At 43.4% G+C, this 18,394-nt stretch carries 14 protein-coding genes; 6 read left to right on the forward strand and 8 right to left on the reverse strand.

What is annotated here, in order from left to right; translation table 11 throughout:
• Window positions 1-83: 83 nt before the first annotated feature.
• Together FX988_RS12715 and radC are read right to left on the reverse strand one after the other, a co-directional pair.
• A complete protein-coding gene (locus tag FX988_RS12715) occupies window positions 84-896 on the reverse strand; it encodes a glycosyltransferase family 2 protein (protein WP_160180316.1) in 813 nt (270 codons plus the stop codon).
• 113 nt (window positions 897-1,009) lie between these two features.
• On the reverse strand, window positions 1,010-1,684 hold the full coding sequence (radC, locus tag FX988_RS12720; RefSeq protein WP_008306570.1) for a RadC family protein: 675 nt from the start codon (window positions 1,682-1,684) through the stop codon (window positions 1,010-1,012).
• Window positions 1,685-1,827: 143 nt separating this feature from the next.
• Here radC and coaBC point away from each other — a divergent pair, with 143 nt between their 5' ends.
• Both coaBC and slmA read left to right on the forward strand, forming a co-directional pair.
• On the forward strand, window positions 1,828-3,063 hold the full coding sequence (gene coaBC, locus FX988_RS12725) for a bifunctional phosphopantothenoylcysteine decarboxylase/phosphopantothenate--cysteine ligase CoaBC (protein ID WP_160180318.1): 1,236 nt from the start codon (window positions 1,828-1,830) through the stop codon (window positions 3,061-3,063).
• 66 nt (window positions 3,064-3,129) lie between these two features.
• Entirely contained in the window at window positions 3,130-3,723 is a 594-nt protein-coding gene (gene slmA / locus FX988_RS12730) for a nucleoid occlusion factor SlmA (protein ID WP_160180319.1), read from the forward strand.
• Window positions 3,724-3,806: 83 nt separating this feature from the next.
• Here the strand turns inward: slmA and FX988_RS12735 are convergent, their stop codons facing one another.
• On the reverse strand, window positions 3,807-5,639 hold the full coding sequence (locus tag FX988_RS12735) for a DUF885 domain-containing protein (RefSeq protein ID WP_160180321.1): 1,833 nt from the start codon (window positions 5,637-5,639) through the stop codon (window positions 3,807-3,809).
• Between the two features lie 162 nt (window positions 5,640-5,801).
• A complete protein-coding gene (locus FX988_RS12740) occupies window positions 5,802-7,460 on the reverse strand; it encodes a M28 family metallopeptidase (RefSeq protein ID WP_160180323.1) in 1,659 nt (552 codons plus the stop codon).
• Window positions 7,461-7,775: 315 nt separating this feature from the next.
• Here FX988_RS12740 and FX988_RS12745 point away from each other — a divergent pair, with 315 nt between their 5' ends.
• From FX988_RS12745 to FX988_RS12760, 4 genes are all read left to right on the forward strand, one after another.
• Window positions 7,776-8,099 carry a DUF1820 family protein gene (locus FX988_RS12745; RefSeq protein WP_007992137.1) on the forward strand — a complete coding sequence of 108 codons (324 nt, stop codon included), beginning with the start codon at window positions 7,776-7,778 and terminating at the stop codon, window positions 8,097-8,099.
• Window positions 8,100-8,144: 45 nt separating this feature from the next.
• Window positions 8,145-9,920: a DUF885 domain-containing protein gene (locus FX988_RS12750; RefSeq protein ID WP_160180325.1), complete on the forward strand. Its 1,776-nt coding sequence runs from the start codon at window positions 8,145-8,147 to the stop codon at window positions 9,918-9,920.
• 247 nt (window positions 9,921-10,167) lie between these two features.
• Window positions 10,168-10,869 carry a hypothetical protein gene (locus FX988_RS12755; protein WP_160180327.1) on the forward strand — a complete coding sequence of 234 codons (702 nt, stop codon included), beginning with the start codon at window positions 10,168-10,170 and terminating at the stop codon, window positions 10,867-10,869.
• A gap of 21 nt (window positions 10,870-10,890) precedes the next feature.
• On the forward strand, window positions 10,891-11,763 hold the full coding sequence (locus FX988_RS12760; protein WP_160180329.1) for a hypothetical protein: 873 nt from the start codon (window positions 10,891-10,893) through the stop codon (window positions 11,761-11,763).
• Between the two features lie 16 nt (window positions 11,764-11,779).
• Here FX988_RS12760 and FX988_RS12765 read toward each other — a convergent pair whose 3' ends face one another.
• The 4 genes from FX988_RS12765 to FX988_RS12780 all read right to left on the reverse strand — a co-directional run bounded on the left by FX988_RS12765 (window position 11,780) and on the right by FX988_RS12780 (window position 18,078).
• Window positions 11,780-12,241 (reverse strand): EVE domain-containing protein, encoded by a 462-nt coding sequence (locus tag FX988_RS12765; protein WP_160180338.1) that lies wholly within the window; start codon window positions 12,239-12,241, stop codon window positions 11,780-11,782.
• A gap of 90 nt (window positions 12,242-12,331) precedes the next feature.
• Complete coding sequence (locus FX988_RS12770; protein WP_254700607.1) at window positions 12,332-14,305, reverse strand: phytase; 1,974 nt, start codon at window positions 14,303-14,305, stop codon at window positions 12,332-12,334.
• The gene (locus FX988_RS12775) at window positions 14,302-15,300 is read right to left on the reverse strand and encodes a purple acid phosphatase family protein (protein WP_160180340.1); all 999 of its coding nucleotides are present in this window, start codon (window positions 15,298-15,300) and stop codon (window positions 14,302-14,304) included. The genes FX988_RS12770 and FX988_RS12775 overlap by 4 nt, the downstream gene beginning before the upstream one ends.
• Before the next feature lie 84 nt (window positions 15,301-15,384).
• Window positions 15,385-18,078, reverse strand: coding sequence for a TonB-dependent receptor (locus FX988_RS12780; protein WP_160180342.1), 2,694 nt, complete (start codon window positions 18,076-18,078; stop codon window positions 15,385-15,387).
• Window positions 18,079-18,394 lie beyond the last annotated feature (316 nt).

Here is an 18,394-nt window from a genome sequence, read left to right on the forward strand (position 1 = left end):
GCGTGCCAGCTTTAGCTATCAACAAGAGGGCGCATTTTATACAGCAAACAGCAATTTAATTCAACGATTAACTGAGAAAAACCCTAGTCTTTTATTATGCCATGAGCAGTACGAGTCAATTTACTGGATTTCGTGGTCGCACGAATCGCCCTATTTTTAGCGATCATTTCGGGCCTAACATAACTGTGATCATGTTCTAAATGCAGGCAGGCCGCGGAATAGCGAATTTGAATACCATGTACACCTCGATTTACCAAGCGCTCACCGAGCTCCCTATCCTGCCCACCATACTGCATTCGCTCATCAAAACCATTTACGGCAAAAATATCTTCGCGCCACCCAGATGCATTATGACCATTCCAAGTGGGTTTAGCAGGGGTGACTGAGTTTAATAAGGCTCGCTTCCATTGCAAGGTGGTTAATTTCCCGAGTTTTCGATTACGTTTAACCCCATTTTTTACCAACCAACCTCGCTCAAACGCTTGGCCCGATGCAATATGTTGCTGACTAATTAGATCGCTGGTTGGCTGCGGGAGTTTAAAATAACCACCCGACAAAAATTTACCCGGGCGGGCGTGCGCTTTATGCACAGCGACGAAATCTCGACGAGGAATACAATCTCCATCGGTAAACAGCACATAATCACATGTGCTGACGAGCAACGCTTTATTCATAATGCGCGACTTTTGAAACCCTTCGTCCTCTTGCCAAACATGCTTGATGTTTAAGTCTGAGCTTTGAGAGAAACGGTCAATACAGGCTTTTGTTTCTGCCGTTGACCCATCATCTGCAATTATCAACTCAAAGTTTTTATCGGTTTGATATTGAAATCCCCACAACACTTTTTCGAGCCAAACAGGTGAATTGTAGGTAGTAAAAATGACAGATATTTTCATGGTAAAACCGCTTTAGATGATAGGATTTCTCCTGACATCTAAGCTTGTTTTTTTGACAATCTCATGACCGTCACATGACACTTTTGTGGTAATTCCCCGCCACTACAGCGAGATTAAATTAACCCCCTTTCGGCGAACGAAACAGCGACGCCGTCCCCCACCACAAGATGGTCAAGCACTTTAATGTCTAGTAAGCCCATGGCGCTTATGATACGTGCTGTAATATGCTCATCCGCTTGGCTTGGCTCAGCTACGCCTGAAGGATGGTTGTGAGTTAAAATTACCGCAGCCGCGTTGTCCTCTAAGGCTTGTTTCACTAACACCCTAGGGTACACCGATGCACTATCTATGGTCCCAAAGAACATTTTTCTGAATTTGATCAGCTGATGCTGACTATCAAGCAACAGCATCCCGAAGACTTCATTGGGTTCGTCACGTAATTGCGATATCAAAAAATGTTTGGTTTGTTGAGCGCTATTAAATACCGTTTCACGTTGCAACTGCTCAGCGAAGAAGCGTTGGCTTAACTCAATCGATGCTTGTAGCTGCACAAATTTCGCTTCACCCAACCCCTTAGCTAAACAGAAATCTTGCTGACTTGCGCTTATCAAGCCACGCAGTGAACCAAAGGTATTTAAAAGATTGCGCGCCAAATCAACCGCACTGAGCCCCTTAATGCCAGTTCGCAAAAATATTGCCAGCAACTCAGCGTCAGACAACGCATTAGGTCCCTGGGTAAGTAACTTTTCTCTTGGTCTTTCGTGGGCTGGCCACTGGGTTATTTTCATACGTCCCTGTCTTGTTAAACGTTTCTATTTTGCGCCAACCTCACGCACAAAATGCGAAATAAGTGAAAATTAAGCCTAGCAAAAGCGGTCTATTCCAGCCAATAATGGCCCCATAAAATGAGTAATATAGTAAAATGAGCCCTATGCAATTAGCCCAAAAAAAGATACTGCTTGGTATTACAGGTGGTATAGCAGCCTATAAAACCCCAGATTTAGTCAGAAAACTTACTGCTCATGGAGCTCAGGTGCGCTGCGTGATGAGTGCATCTGCTGCTGAATTTGTTAGCCCCTTAACCTTACAGGCTGTATCTGGCCATCCAGTTGGTGACGATTTACTAGACCGTAATGCAGAAGCCGCAATGGGACATATAGAATTAGCTAAATGGGCAGACAAGGTGCTTATTGCGCCCACGACAGCAAACTTCATGGCCAAATTAGCTCACGGTTTGGCGGATGATTTATTATCGACTTTGTGCTTGGCCACCAGCGCCCCCATTTACATTGCACCTGCAATGAACCAACAGATGTGGCATGCCAAAGCGACACAAGCTAACCTAGATGTACTGCAGCAAAGAGGCGTCAACATACTAGGTCCCGCGCCAGGTGAACAAGCTTGTGGCGATGTCGGTTTAGGTCGTATGTTAGAGCCGCTCGAAATAGCCGATATGTTAGCCCAAAGTTCAATAGAGTCTTTACTTGCAGGCAGGCATATTGTTATTACAGCAGGGCCTACCCGGGAAGAAATCGATCCTGTGCGTTTTATCAGTAACCACAGTTCCGGGAAAATGGGTTATGCACTGGCAAGCGCTTCTGTAGCCTTAGGAGCAAAAGTCACTCTAATATCAGGGCCGGTTAATTTACCTTGCCCAGCGGGTGTGGATTTGGTCAACGTGGTCAGCGCAGAGCAAATGCATCGTGCGGTAATGAAAGCAGTGGGCGCGACACAGTCCGATACAGCTGGCGATATTATGCAGCCAAATTGCGACATATTCATTGGCTGCGCAGCCGTAGCTGACTACAAACCACAGCAGAAAACTGAGCAAAAAATTAAGAAGTCCGATACTGAGTTAACACTTACTTTTACTAGAAACCCTGATATTCTTAGCGACGTTGCCCATTTAGCTCAACCCCCTTTCACGGTTGGCTTCGCCGCAGAAACACAAGATGTGGCTCATTATGCCCAAGATAAACTGAAGCGCAAAAAGCTCGATATGATCGCCGCAAACGATGTATCGCAAGCGGGTTTAGGCTTTAACAGTGAACAAAATGCGCTCAATGTTTATTGGAATAATGGTGGAAAAAACCTTGGCGTTGCCGATAAGAGTCAATTGGCTATTTCGTTAATGACATTGGTCGCACAGCGCCACGCAGTAAAATAATATAAAACACACCAAGGATTAGCTCGTTAGGTAATAACGCACATAGAGGTCTCGTTAGGATAGAAAATGGCTATAGCAAAAAAGATAAATCGCCGTGCACAAATATTACAAGCACTTGCCAGCATGCTGCAAACCAACCCAGGGCAACGCATTACAACCGCGAAATTAGCAGCTCATGTAGGCGTGTCAGAAGCAGCACTGTACCGCCACTTTCCCAGTAAAGCGCGTATGTTTGAAGGCTTAATCGAGTTCATTGAAGAAACGCTTTTTTCACGAATAAATAAAATTATCAACGAAGAGAAAGATTCTACAACTCGGTGTCAGCTTATTCTTCGCTTGATTTTAGGTTTTGCCGAGAAAAACCCAGGGATCACTCGTATTTTAAACGGTGATGCCTTAATGGGTGAACAAGACAGATTAAGAGACCGTATTTCGCAATTATTTGAACGGTTAGAAACACAATTAAAACAAGTACTTAGAGAAAGAAAGTTACGTGAAGGAAAATCTCTACCCGCAGAAGAAGCAGTCATTGCGAATTTCTTAATTTGCTACGTAGACGGGCGAATTAATCAGTTTATTCGCAGCAAGTTTACCCGTCGCCCTACTGAGGGCTTCAACGATCAATGGCAATTAATCAGCGCTCAGTTCTTTTTGAACTAACCATCTGATATTGAAACACTAAAAAGCCTGTTTAGTATCAGCTAAACAGGCTTTTTGTTTTTACCCTCTGGATATCAATTAGATTACTTCACGCTCGCGACCCACTTTTTTACTTTCTGTTCAAGAATATTCAGTGGTACTGGACCGTCTTTTAGCACAACAGTATGAAAAGCGCGGATATCAAACTCATCGCCCAATTCCTTCTTCGACCACTCACGTAATTCCATAATCTTCAATTTACCTATCATATAGGCCGTCGCTTGACCTGGCATAGCAATGTAACGCTCAATGGCTTTAACTGAGTCATTCTCCGGGTTTGGCGTGTTCTCAATTAAGTAGTTTATCGCTTGCTCGCGGCTCCACTTTTTACTATGAATACCGGTATCGACGACTAAACGGCAAGCGCGCCATAGTTCCATCGCTAAACGCCCAAAATCAGAATACGGGTCTTGATAAAACCCCATGTCTTTGGCTAGCTCTTCTGTATACAGCCCCCACCCTTCTGTGTAAGCGGTAAAAGAACTGTATTTTTGAAACTCAGGAATGCCTTCAAGTTCTTGCGCGATAGCTCGCTGCATATGATGCCCTGGTATACCTTCATGATAAGCCAGGGCTTCCATTTGGTACGTAGGCATGTCATTCATGTCATACAGGTTTGCGTAGTAGATTCCGGGGCGCGAGCCGTCTTTCGCCGGGCTTTGATAAAATGCTTTGCCTGCTGATTTTTCGCGAAATGGCTCTACCCGTTTAACAATCATGTCAGCCTCGGGTATTAAGCTGAAATAATCAGGTAGTTTGTCACGCATGGTATCAATGAGCGCTTTGGCTTCAACTAAGTATGCATCGCGTCCTACATCGTTATTCGGGTAATAGAATTGTTTGTCGCTGCGCATAAACTCGAAGAATTCGTTCAAGTCACCATCAAATTTAACCTTTTTCATGATACTGCGCATGGCTTGATGGATACGCTCAACATTCTCTAAGCCGATTTTATGTACCTTATCGGCTGTCAAATCTGTTGTGGTAAACCATGCTAGGCGATTTGCATACCACTTATCACCATCCGGTAATCGCCATACACCATCACCTTCTGGGGATAGTTCGCGCTGAACAGTCAGCTCGTTAATCAAAGCCTCATAAGCTGGCTGTACTGACGTTAGAAGTGCCTCTTTAGCACCATCAAGCAAGGTCTTACGCTCGCTGTCAGTCATGTCTAGCTTGCTCACCTTGGTTTGAAAGTCTTGCCAGATGCTAGATGCATCATCACTGTTATCAAAAGGTGCGCCAGAGATCACATTTTTTGACGCTTGTAGCATTTGATCGTATGACCATTTCGGCGGGAACACGCCTATTTTTTGCCTAATACGCAACTGATCAATCACTTGAGCAAACAGGGTTTTAACCTTCTGCAAGCGGCTGATATAAGCTTGGGCATCGTCTATGTTAGTGACCCGATGCACGTTAATTAAAAAACTAGGAACCATGGTGTGATAGGCGCTGAACTGGTCCATAATATAAGTATGATGACGAAATTCATCGTTGGCCAGTTGACGCTCAAGCGACACTTTATTTAATGCCAGGCTCACTTTCTCTTCTTGGCTTAACTGACTTTCATCAAAGCTTTTCAAGTGCTTTAACTGTTTCTTGGCAAGCTCGCTGCTTTGCTCAATAAACGTTTCGCTGATGTTGTCCCACTTATCGTAATCCCACTTATAACCTAAATAGCTTTGAAATTGCGGAGAGCGATGCAAGCGCTGCTGAAAGTTATCAGCAAAAAAGGCAGCTAGCCGTTGTGATTCTGTTTGAGATGCTTCGGCCGTTTGAGAGTTCGCAGCTTGAGTTTGAGCGGTGTGCGCATTCCATGACGTTAGCGTCACAGATGCTGCAATTGAAAGGGCGAGTATGGATAATTTCATATTGGCTCCCTGATATTTTTTACTGTGAATTTGAATGCGTTAGGGGCGTTCCTTACCATGTGCAACCATGTTTATGGTTACACAAAGCAAAATGAGTGCAAGTTAAACAGCTTGCACTCATTCGCAGATAATACATAAGACGATAACGCGTCTTATACGCTGTTAGTTAGAGAATGTATCGCCAAAGAAGTCGCCTTCATTCCAACGCGAACGCTCTTCTTGATTAGCTAAGGTGAGGCCGATGTAATAATTCACTTCAGCGAATTTAGTCGCGGCTTTCCAATTAAAAGGCTGATTAAAGTCATCCCCTGGCTTGTGATAATTAGTCGCTAGGAATTCACCGAATTTTTTGCTCCCATCAACTGCCGGGTCCGCCGACTGCAAGCCTGGAACTAAAAATACAGAAGGCACACCTTGTTTCACAAAGCTGTAGTGATCAGAACGCGTAAACAACGCTTGCTCAGGCCAAGGATCAGGGCTTAGGGTTAGACCAATTTTCTCTGCTGCAAGACTCACAGACTCTTTTAAATCACTGTGATCGGCACCAAAGGCAATCACGTCGTTAAATTCGTAAGTCAAAATAGGCATGTCTAAATTAACATTTGCGACCATAGCGTCTTTTGCCACTGTAGGGTTTTGTGCAAAATAGTCTGAGCCAAGTAAGCCCTTTTCCTCTGCCGTGACCGCGACAAACAAAATGGAACGCTTGGGGCGCTCAGGCATTTGACTAAACAAGCGCGCAGTTTCAAGTAACACAGACGTACCAGATGCATTATCCATGGCGCCGTTGTTGATCTTGTCTTTCTTCACTGTTTTGGCAATACCTATGTGATCAGAATGCGCTGAGTACACTATGTATTCATTTTTAAGGCTTGGATCAGAACCTTCTAAGATTGCGGCTACGTTAGGGCTGCTGATGGTCTTATGTTCGCTGCGCTTGCTAAAATCAATGCTGACTGGCAAAGAGAAACCTTTAGGTGATTTATCTTCTTCGAGTAATTGATAAATCTGCTCTAAATTCATATCTGCGTTTGCAAATAATAATTCAGCGGCCTCTTTGCTCAAATAGGCACTGTTTTTAAGCGCAGGATAAACATTTGCAGGTTGGCCATTTTTGTCTAGCCAGCGCACCGTTGGGGTATGAATATAGTTTAATAGGTTTTGATAAGGGCGAACCTTTTCGGCGGTGGGTGTTGTGATCGTAATATAACCAATGGCACCGTGCTGTGCAGCGTGGCGTTTCTTCTCATTGGTAGAACCAAAATGCGCACCTTCTTCACTAGGGAAAGAAGCTGGCTTGCCGGAAAGTACGACCACGACTTTACCTTTTACGTCTAAATCTGCGTAATCATCATGGCCAAGCTCTGGGGCAACTATACCGTACCCAGCAAAGACCAATTGGCCTTTCACGTTAGCCAGTTCGCTAACTGGGCTGGCACTGGTAATGTATTGCTTAGGATAAGCTAACTCTACTTTGCCTTTAGCCGTTTCAAGTACAAATGACGGCGAGGCTTGATCAAGCGAAGCTTGGCGAAAAGGTGCGCGCTGTAAAAAGCTGCCGTCATCACCAGCCGGCGTTAGGCCATAACCTTCCAGTTCCGAGGCTATATACAAAGAGGCAATTTCGTGTCCACGGGCGCCTGTATCACGCCCTTCAAGTAAATCATCAGACAAAAAACGTAAGTGAGATTTGATTCGCTGAGCATCAGCATGAACACTTTGTGAGTCGTTTTTGTCAGCGTTAGCGTTTTGCGAAGTTGATTGACAACCAGCAAGCACAAGCCCAGCTGAGAGCATGCCTAAATACATGATTCGGCGCATTATTAATCCTTTCTATCGTTGTGTGTATATTATTTTATTAACAGATTGACTAGCCACTTACCTATTGGCAAGCAGCGAGGGCAAAATAGCCGTTGCTCTGTTGTTCGATAAATTGTACGGCAAAGCGAACACTAAACAAAACAAAGTACGCTCAACGAAAGGTTTTATCGGCTCACCTGTACTTTTTTGCTCATGTCCAGCCTCACTCTTTATTTACGAGTACTTGGCGAAAAGACCAGGACTGGGTAGACTGCAGCACCTTTTTGAAAGTTTTAATTTTAAACCACTATTTCTAACCTTTAATGACTCAATATTATGCCAAACAATACTTCTCTTTTTAGAATTCAATTTATCGCTAATGGCGTACGTTACGAGCTGTATGTGCGCGAGCTATGTCAGGGCAGCTTATTTGGTTTCATCGAAATAGGTGATTTTGTGTGGGATAATCACACCAGCGTTGTGGTGGATCCAAGCCACGAAAAACTCAAAGATGAATTTGCCGATGTCACCACAACTTATATTCCCATGCATAATGTTTTGCGTATCGATGAGGTAAAAAAACAAGGCACAGCTAAAATCAGTGAATTATCTGATAAGGTAACCGCTTTCCCAAATCCCATTTATACCCCTAAAAAATAAATACCCTGTAGGCAAATAATAATCACAAGACAACGAGGGAACACTATGTATAAACGCAGTTTGATACTCGCGGCGCTAATGTTAAGCCTTTGCTTTGGGCAAGCAGCCTTCGGGGCGAGCGAGGCTTCTCAATCACGTAAACTTAGTGCCCTTTTGGAGCAAATTTGGCAATACCAGCTATCTGTTGATCCGATAAAGGCGACGCGCTATCAAAACAACCGCTATAACGATAAGCTGAAAGACCTTTCCCCCGAAGCGTTAAAAGCGAATGAACAGCGTAACCAGCAATTTTTGACTCGGTTAAAAGAGATTGACGACAGCGAGTTAAACCACCAGCAACAAATCAATAAATTGATGCAAATGCGTGAATTAGAAAACGACATCGATTTGTACCACTATAAAGCGCACTATATGCCGATCACGTCGGAATCAGGGTTTTATAGCTCGTTGGCCTTTTTGCCGGCATCCGCCCCTTTTAAGACAGAACAGGACTATCGTAATTACCTCGCTCGCTTAGCTGAATTTCCCCGCTATTTTGACCAGCAAATTGCATGGATGAAAAAAGGCATAGCGACAGGCCGAGTGCAGCCTAAAGCGGTGCTCGCTGGATTTGATGACACGATTAAAAAGTTCATAACAAACGATGTACATGACAGTCAATTTTTCGCCCCTTTTAAACGCCTTGCTGACTCAAGCTTTAGCCCCAGCGTACAAGCCAGTTTATATACTCAAGGCGAATTAGCCATTAACCAAAGTGTGCTACCAGCCTATCAGCGTTTTTATGACTTTTTAGTAGGCGAGTACATTCCCAATGCGAAACAAGATATTGCGGCCAGTACATGGCAAAACGGCGCTGAGTTTTATCAAAACCGCAGTAACTATTACACTAGCACCACGCTAGATGTAGCCGACATTCATCAAACCGGATTACAAGAGGTGAAACGCATCCGCAGTGAAATGCAAAGCGTGTTAGACACCCTTAATTTTGACGGCGACATCAACCAATTCATTCAGCATTTACGCACCTCTCCTGAATTTTATGCCGCCAGCGCAGATGAATTGTTAATGCGCGCTTCCTATATCGCAAAGCGCATTGACGCCAAACTCCCCCAACTTTTCTATACCTTACCCCGCATACCTTACGGCGTAGCTCCGGTACCGGATAATATTGCCCCTAAGTACACCACAGGGCGTTATATTGCCCCCACAAGAGACGACCAGCCGGGTTACTATTGGGTAAACACCTACGCACTCGATAAACGTCCTTTGTACGCCCTACCCGCGCTAACGCTGCATGAAGCTGTACCAGGCCACCATTTACAGATATCACTAGCCAGTGAAATGCAAGACTTGCCCCCAGTGCGTCGCTATACCTACATTTCAGCCTTTGGTGAGGGTTGGGGTTTGTATTCTGAATTCTTGGGTAAAGAAGTGGGAATTTATGCCACTCCTTATGAAGAGTTCGGTCGTTTAAGCTACGAAATGTGGCGCGCGTGTCGTTTAGTGGTAGATACGGGCATGCATATGCAAGGTTGGTCACGTCAAAAAGCAATTGATTACATGCTAGAAAACACCGCTTTGTCAGAACATAACGTAACGACAGAAGTGGATCGTTACATATCTTGGCCAGCCCAAGCACTGTCATACAAAGTCGGTGAATTAACCATTAAACGCCTGCGTAAAAAAGCCGAAACAGCATTGGGTGACAAGTTTGATTTACGCGCCTTTCATGATGCCGTGCTCGCTTACGGCTCAGTCCCCTTGTCGGTTCTAGAGCAGAATATTGACACGTTTATTGCACAATTTGCTGAAAATCAGTAGTCGCTATTAACACGTGTCCAAAAATACCTTTGTGTTTTCTTTTTTTACAACCCCACAAAAAGTTGTAGCCAATTAGATACAATCAATTTACACTCCCATTAAAGAAAATGAGTAGTAAAGTTATCATTGGATCGTATCTTTCTGCTTTTTATTCAAATACTAAATAACAGTCACCAAACACCAACTTGTTTTACCCAAGCGTAACGTTAGGTGCCAAATAACAATAAAAATCACTAAGGGACTAGCCATGCTACATTTCAGTCATGCCAAAAAATGCTTCTTCATCGTCTTTTTAACGTTAATTATTACTGCTTGTGGCAGTACGCCTCAACCTCTGGTTGAGATTGAGAGTAATATATTCACCCAACCTGAAACCAGAGTTGGTTATGTTTATATAATGCCAGAAGATAAAGCGACAACTCATATTTATGGCGCAAGTTGCTTGCTTTGTTACGGTGTTGCGTCTTCATTGACAAGTAAATTAGACTCGCATTTAGAAAGCGCAATTGATCAACAAGAATTAATTAATATACGCACTCTTGTTTTAGACGAGTACTCAACGAGAACGTCGAATATTAAAGAAGTTGCGTTGACGGTTCCGATTTCAAAATTAAGTAAATTCAAAGGAGAACTTGGATTTGCTAAAAAAGACTTCAGAGCGCTTAAAGACACTTTAGAAGTTGATATATTGGTGGTTTTAGAGCTTCATAGACACGGCGCTTATAGAAGTTTTAGCAGTTACGTCCCTAATGGTGACCCTCAGGGATATTTAGCTGGATTGCTATATGCTGTAGATCTCAATTCAAATGCTTACATTCAATATTTGGAGATCGATGAAAAGGTTCAACCCGAAGGTGAATGGGATGAACCAACAACGTTTCCAAGCGTGACAACATCTTATTATCAGGCAATAGAAAACGTTAAAAACAGAATTAGAAACGCCATTTAATACTCATAACAGAGCTATTTTGTGCGCTTTTTAATTACCATCATCGCTTTTCTCATGGTTGGGTGTGGCAGCACGCCCAACAGAGATGACTACGCAAAACATGTCAATGTTGTTGGAGAAACCTTTTTTAGAGAACATGCACTGACGTTTAGCTTTGAGCAAAGTGACAAAATTGATTTAAGAGGTATACATAATCGCGATGATTCAACGGCCTCCACTCATATACTTTATCAAGGCGGTGCTGGTTTAGTTGGTATGTTTGCGCAAGTCGGTGCACATGCTGCTTTTGTTAATTCTTCTCGTAACGCTAAGTTAAAAGAAGAACAAGAGCGTGCTAACGATAAAATTTTGCCCTTAATTAATTTAGTTGATGATATTACTCTTTATAGTCTGCTTGGGAATAATCAACCCTCATTCGTTGAAGCTAACGAAATGAGCAATGACACCTTGAGATTAAAACCTATATTTTTCTCAAACGAGAAAATGAATCAATTAATTCTAAAACTAGTGGTGTGGTTACCTAATGAAAAAGGTGAGACAAAAAAACCTCGTTATCAAAATATGATTCAGGTTTTCAGTCCTACTTTGTCACACGCTGAGCAAGTATTATTCATTGACGACAATAAAGATGATCTAAAACAAATGATGAGCAGTCAGCTTAATACCGCTATTCACATTTTGCAGAGTGATCTAACAGGCAAATATTCAACACTTAACAAACCTCAACGAACTTTCACTGTATTGAGAAACAACAAATCAAAAGTGGTACGTGGCAGTGTTGTCGATAAGAAGTGTGGCTTCCAAATCGTTCAAAATTTACATTCTTGGTACGTTGCATTTCCTGAAGAAACACAACCCCATCCAAATATAATGGCGCTAAACAATCAATGTTAAATTGATAGCGCCTGAATTACCTTGCGGCCGCTAATAAGGTCGAAAACTCTTGCTCATTCACTGGCATGATCGACAATCGATGGCCTTTCTTGACTAGGCCTACTTCGCTTATTTCAGGCATGGTTTTGATTTTTTTAAGTGGCAAAATGGCAGGGAATTTCTCAATGAACTTTACGTCTACCATCACCCAACGCGGGTTGTCGGGGAGTGATTTAGGGTCGTAGTAATGACTTTCAGGATCAAATTGGGTGTGGTCTGGGTAAGCTTCTTTTACCACTTCAGCTAGCCCTGCAATACCAACCTCTTTGCAACTTGAATGGTAAATAAAGACTTTATCGCCTTGCTTCACTTGATCTCGTAAAAAGTTACGCGCCTGATAATTACGAATACCATCCCAGTGCTCGGTCTGATTCGGTCTTGCGGCTAAATCATCGATACTAAAAGCATCGGGCTCTGTCTTGAATAACCAATATTGCATCAGGGTTCACTTATGAGGAATGAAGAGGCAATTATGCCCCTTCACAACAGATTTTCAAGCTATGGCATAGGCGAGTTTCACGCCAACCTTTTATAGCCAACTACGAATGAGTTGCGCTATTTGCGTTGCATCCACCAGCTTAAAGTTTTGATTAAGACTTGGCATAACGTTGCGCCCATCTTGCGCCACCATTAAACCATTAGGGAAGGCATTGCCAAAGTTTGATGAGCTGATTTCAAGACCGTCAGTTTCTGACACGCCATCAATATTAGCGGGCAGGTTCATGTCGATGGTAAAGCTACCTAGATATCGATTGTGATCATCTAATGCGAAAACCCCATAACTATTGTTTCCCTGACTAGATGCAACCAAGTAGCGCTTATGATCTAGGTGGTAAATCCCCATGCCCTCTACATCTGCCACAAAATCTTCGTTTAGGGGGGCAATTAGTCTCGGTAACGCTTTGTTCACCCTTGCATCCACTTGCCAAATTCCTTTGGCTTCTTCGCCGAAGTACAGTTGAGCATACTCATCATCTACCACGCAGCCTTCTGGTTGACTGGCAACCTTAAATTGCCTCACAAGCTTGCCTTTAATTTGGCTGTCTTTACCCTCAAGTTGGTACTGCTCAAAATGCCCATCTGTATCGTTAATAAAGACATAATATTGTTCATTTACATGTGCCATACATAAGCCATACACATCATTCAAATTAGTGGCAACATCCTGTAGATACGACACTTCACCTGTATGTGGTTCGATAGCAAATAAACTAATACTGCGCTTGCTTCGGTTGCTCGCAGCTGCAATGTCGAATGTTTTCTCAGCCAGCGTAAAACCATGACGAACATCTACATTATTCACTCGACCGACAGCCAAACTTTGCAATAATTCGCCCTTTAAACTGTATACATTCAAGCCACGCTTTTTATTTGTACCCAGAATGCGCGACTGTTCAGGAGCATGAGCATTATGCCAAATGGCTGGATCGTCAGCGGCATCGCCTGACGTTGCTACAGCTTCGGTTTGCACCGTTGGCAATACGGCGTTAAAGCGAGGACTATCGGGGTCTTGAATAGCCTCAGTTATAGGTAAAACGGCCTGTTGATACACACCTGTTTCATCATCAAATAGCCCTACCAGTAGACCTTGATTGGTGCTTAGCCCATGAGCACTTTCAACTCCTAGTGCACCTTGAAGCGCGATCAATTGTGCTTCAGTAGCGCGCTTTGGGTCGATATACCAAATTCCGTGCTGCTCAGGCGTGGCCACCAGCAAACGTCCATCGGCTAAGGTGTCAACAGAGGTCACTTCCCCCTTCAACGGGCCATGAAGACCTGAAACAGCAATAAGCTCGCGCACAAGTTCAGCTTCGGGCTCTGCGGCGTAACGCCATATACCGATATTTTCTTCCGCTAGGTATAAAGATTGGCTTGCGTCACCCACTGCGCAGTCTTTCACTTGCGGTACGCCGACAAACTCTCGCAACAAAACATTGCTTAGACGTTTTTGCTGACCATCAACCATTATGCGCTGGGTTAGCTTGCCGTGATCGTCTGCAAGTATGAGGGCAACATTAGGCGTTGAATCGGGTTGATGAGGCAAAGTCTGTAAGCATAACGCTTCAATACTTGAGGTGTGAGCAATAGTCGTTAGCAGCTTGAATGTCTGATTTTGCCAATCTAAGCCTATGAGTAACGCAGCGCCACTTTCATTGTCGACAGTGGCTATTATATCCCACTTTTTATTTGCGATAACAATATCAGCGCGCCGGTCAAGTACCTCAAAATTACCTGGGTATTGAGCTAATGTGACTCCGTTTTTATCGGTTAACAGTAAGCCTTTCTGCTCGCTGGTCATTAACCAATATTGTTGCTTGTCGTGCCTAATAGGTAACACAACTTTGCCAGATACAGTGGCATTTTCACTAAAAGACTGCGGGCTTACCTGCATGGTATAAAAAGAAGTGCCAGCAGGCTCTTGAGTCTTTAAGTTGTCAATAGGTGCCATTTGGCAAGCGCTTAACACAAGGGGCAAAATTGCCCATGAAAAAATCTTTCTCACGAATTATCCTTTTGAATTTGATACTGATAAAGCAGCTTCCCGTCAGCGCTAATGAAGCGCACAGTCATTTGTGCTTTGTCTATTCCCACGGTGGCAAAGCCTGCTTGTGAAGTGGCGAATTTGGTAAATTCGCGCTGGGCGATTGGGCGCACTTCTGACCCGGCACCTGATACAAAATGCGCAACGCGGGTGCCCTCTGGTTGGTTGTGCTGTAAATCATGCTCATGTCCAGCAAAGTAGACATCAACTTGATAACCTTCAAGAATAGGCTCTAACACACCTCGAATACCGCTGGTTTTCCCATAGCGCTTGCCACTTGAGTACAATGGGTGATGTCCGATAACCACCTTCCACGTGGCGTTTGAGTTAGCAAGTTGATGCTTCAACCAAGCCAGCTGTTTGCTAGCATCTTGTTGCTGAGTAGCGGCATATTTCGCTTTGTGCTGGTACTCAGGGTTGAGTGGGTTGGTATCCAGAAATACCATCAACACGGAAGCACCATCTTCTAGCGCAATGTTTTTGGCATAATATTGTGCAGGCATTTGCCAGCGCCGGCTAACATGCGTGTAGTCAATTTGTGCTTGCCAATTGCCCCGGTAATCGTGATTACCCAATATTGCATACCAATTTTCAAATAAATGTGGCCCTTGGTATATATGTTCAAATGAGCTTTGCCAGTAGGGGTCATGAATAGACGCAACCCCATTTGAATAGAAGTTATCACCTGTGGTGACAATAAAATCACCATCGAGTTGCTGCATAACCACATCCATCCACATGGCGACTTGCCTTTGTTGATAGTGACCATTTCGCCCCCAGTCACCTAGCACCAAGAAATCAAGCCCTTCAGGGGTTTCCTGCAATGGCTTAATGTGATGCTGTTGGTAATGATCTTCGTCGTAAACCTGCGGTCCGCTTTGTGCTAAAGCCAATGAACTCAATACGCACAGCAAAAGCAAACCGCAGAACATCACATGACATCTGTTTAACAACATGAATTAACTCCCAAACCGCCTATTTGGCGGTTATTTAGAAGATTGAGTTTGAGCACTTACTTGCCTAAGTGCTCTGTACGCTATTTATAGAGTCCAGTTAAAACCTAGCTCTAAGGTACGGCCATATTCTTCATACTGTGCATTTACGCTAGGGGTATCAAAGTAATTATAATAAGGCTCATCATTGATATTAATGGCGTTAAAGTAGACGTGCATACTCTCGTTAATAAAGTACTTAGCCGTAAAGTCTATTTGCTGATGGCTGTCTTCCATTCGAATCAAGTCACCATCAATCTCTTCAAGGTTTTCGCTTTTGTAAGACATGGTTAAACGCAAGCTCATTTGGTTATTTTCATACCCAAAAGTAAGGTTGCCTATTCTGTCTGATTGATTAGGTAAAGAGGTTTTATAACGTTCGCCATCTAACAAGGTTTCTGCTTCAGAATCGGTGATTGTCCCATTAGCTGAGATTAGAAAGCCATTATTGAAGCCTTTGACCCAGGATAATTCAATGCCATCTACCGTTGCAGTATCGCCGTTTATGGCCTGGGTGACTTCTTCAAACCCTTCCCAACCTTCTGTACCTGCCACGTCTGCGATAATAATGAAATTATCGATACTCTTGTGAAAATAACCTGCTGATAGCACCCCTATGTCGCCTGGGTAATATTCGATAGATAAGTCAATATTCTCTGACTCATAAGGTAATAACTCTGGGTTACCTGCTGCAGCTTCGCGCTCTGTTACGAAGGCTCCATCGTCTTCTTCTGTTTTAGTTTCAATAATTTGATATGCGGCTACATCTTCGAATTTCGGCCGAGAAATAGTTTGGGTATACGCAAAGCGTGCTACTAACTTATCGCTGAACTCGTATCGTGCGTTTAAACTTGGTAGCAGATGATTGTAGCTTCGATCACTTTCCCAAAGGGTATTTACCACTTCTTCAACATCGGTTTGTTCATTCTCAATCAGTTCTACCCGCATACCTGTCGTACTAAAGTCAGTATCTTCGTAGCGCAATCCAGCCACAATGCGCAGGTCATTAATGTCAATTTTTCCCATTAAATAGACCGCTAGAATATCTTCTTCATTACTATAGGTAGCACCGTTTGATTCGATTTCAGAATCCAACTCTGCTAATTCAAGTTCACCTTCTTCTTGATTGAAGTAATCACGCATTACGCTTCTGTGTAAACCCGGTCCAAAGTCCCCTAGCCCCCAATCTGGCGTTGCTGCTTCAAATTGACTTGGGTCAACGCCGTCAAAATCACCATCATAAAGGGAAACAACGGCATCATTGGTTTTTTCTCTATCGCGATATTTTCCACCGAATTTAATTTCGGCGCTGTGTCCGCTTAATTCTAAAGAGCGTGTGAAGTCAAACTTGAAACTACTCTCTGTGTCTTGTGCATTGTTTTGGCTAAGCTCTATTTCATCAAGCTCATAGTTGGATAAATCCATGACTGAGGCATCTTGCACGATAGATGGTATCTTTCCCTGCATATCTGAAGATATATCCATTTCTTCGCCTACGAAGGTGTAGTACAAAGAGCTCGGTTCATCTTCGTCTGCTTTCGAATAACCTAATTGATATTCAATTAACCAATCACCAAGCTGATGTTCGGCGCCTGCCGTTAATGACAAAATACTTTGTTCTTCGTATCTGTCTTTGCTACCACGCTCCACTTCAGAGTCGTCACCATCGAAAGTAAAGGTGTTGGCTAAACGATATTCATCATCAGAAAATCGGCTGTATAAAGTACGCAAGTAATATTGGTTGTTAAAATCAGGTCGGAAATCAAAATTAACTGCCGCACCTAATCTTTCACGATTGATACTGTAATAACGCTGCTCTATCTCATCGTCACCATTGGACTCTATGTTGTCAGAACCAAAATCACGATCGTAATAAGATAACGCGGCGGCCACCCCAAATGTGTCATTAAACACATTGGTCACGCTGCCAGATAACTTCGGACTGACTTCATCACGTAAGTCGTTGTGACTGACCTGGGCGGTTACACTGGCACTTGTACCTTTTTTATCAAACGCACTTAGGCTTTTAACTTCTACGGACCCGCCGATAGCATCGCCATCCATGTCTGGGGTGACGGACTTTGACACTTCCAAAGTTTGAATGAGTTCAGATGGAATAACGTCCAGTGCGACCGAGCGTGCACCACCATCTGGAGAAGGTACGTTTAAACCATTGATCGTGACATTATTTAAGTTAGGGTCAATACCACGTATCCCTACGTAGCGCCCTTCACCTTGATCCCGCTCAATAGACAAACCAGGTAAACGTTGTAAGGCTTCTGCGGCATTTTGATCAGGAAATTGACCAATGGCATCTGAAGAAACTATTGACTTAATGCTATCAGCGCTGCGCTGTTGATTTAACGCGCTCGCTTGCCCTGCTCGCTGGCCATACACGATAATATTTTCTAAATCTGCACGCTTCCCTGTTAAAACAAAGTCTTTAGCTAAGGTCTCACCAGACTTAATATCAATAGGCACTTCAAGCGTATCAGCACCTAAGTATGTTATCTCTAGGGTATATTGCCCTTCAGGTAAATTAGTGAAACGAAATGAACCATCACGCCTAGATACCGTGCTCAAACCCAATTCTTTTACTGTGATTTGTGCACCAGAGAAATAACTTGTTTGACTGCTATCTGTTAGTAAACCTTGTAGCTTACCCGCTTCTTGAGCTACAGCTGATAAGCTGAGTAATGCACTCATGCACGCTATGGTGAGTGTCGACTTTTTGATTGGCATCCTGTTTCCTCGATGTAATGGTGTCAGTGATATGACTGATTAATTGCCCGTCAAACTAGTCAGGACGTATGACAGTTTCATGAACGCCTAGTCCGTGATACCGCCATTCCAGCGACTTCAGAGCATATTCGAGGTTAATTTGCTGGTAATTGAGCCTATTTGACCCCTGGCCATTCACGTAAATACGCTTGCTAGGCGCTAATTTCGCGTAAAGATAAACCGCGAAAGTTCATTCAATTGTCATTTAGCTGAGCCAATATGACCTCTTTACTGTGAATGCTTTATGTCAGGATCAGGTTTTGTTGTTTGAGAAATC

Source organism: Paraglaciecola mesophila (assembly GCF_009906955.1).
GTDB classification, from domain to species: Bacteria; Pseudomonadota; Gammaproteobacteria; order Enterobacterales; family Alteromonadaceae; genus Paraglaciecola; species Paraglaciecola mesophila_A.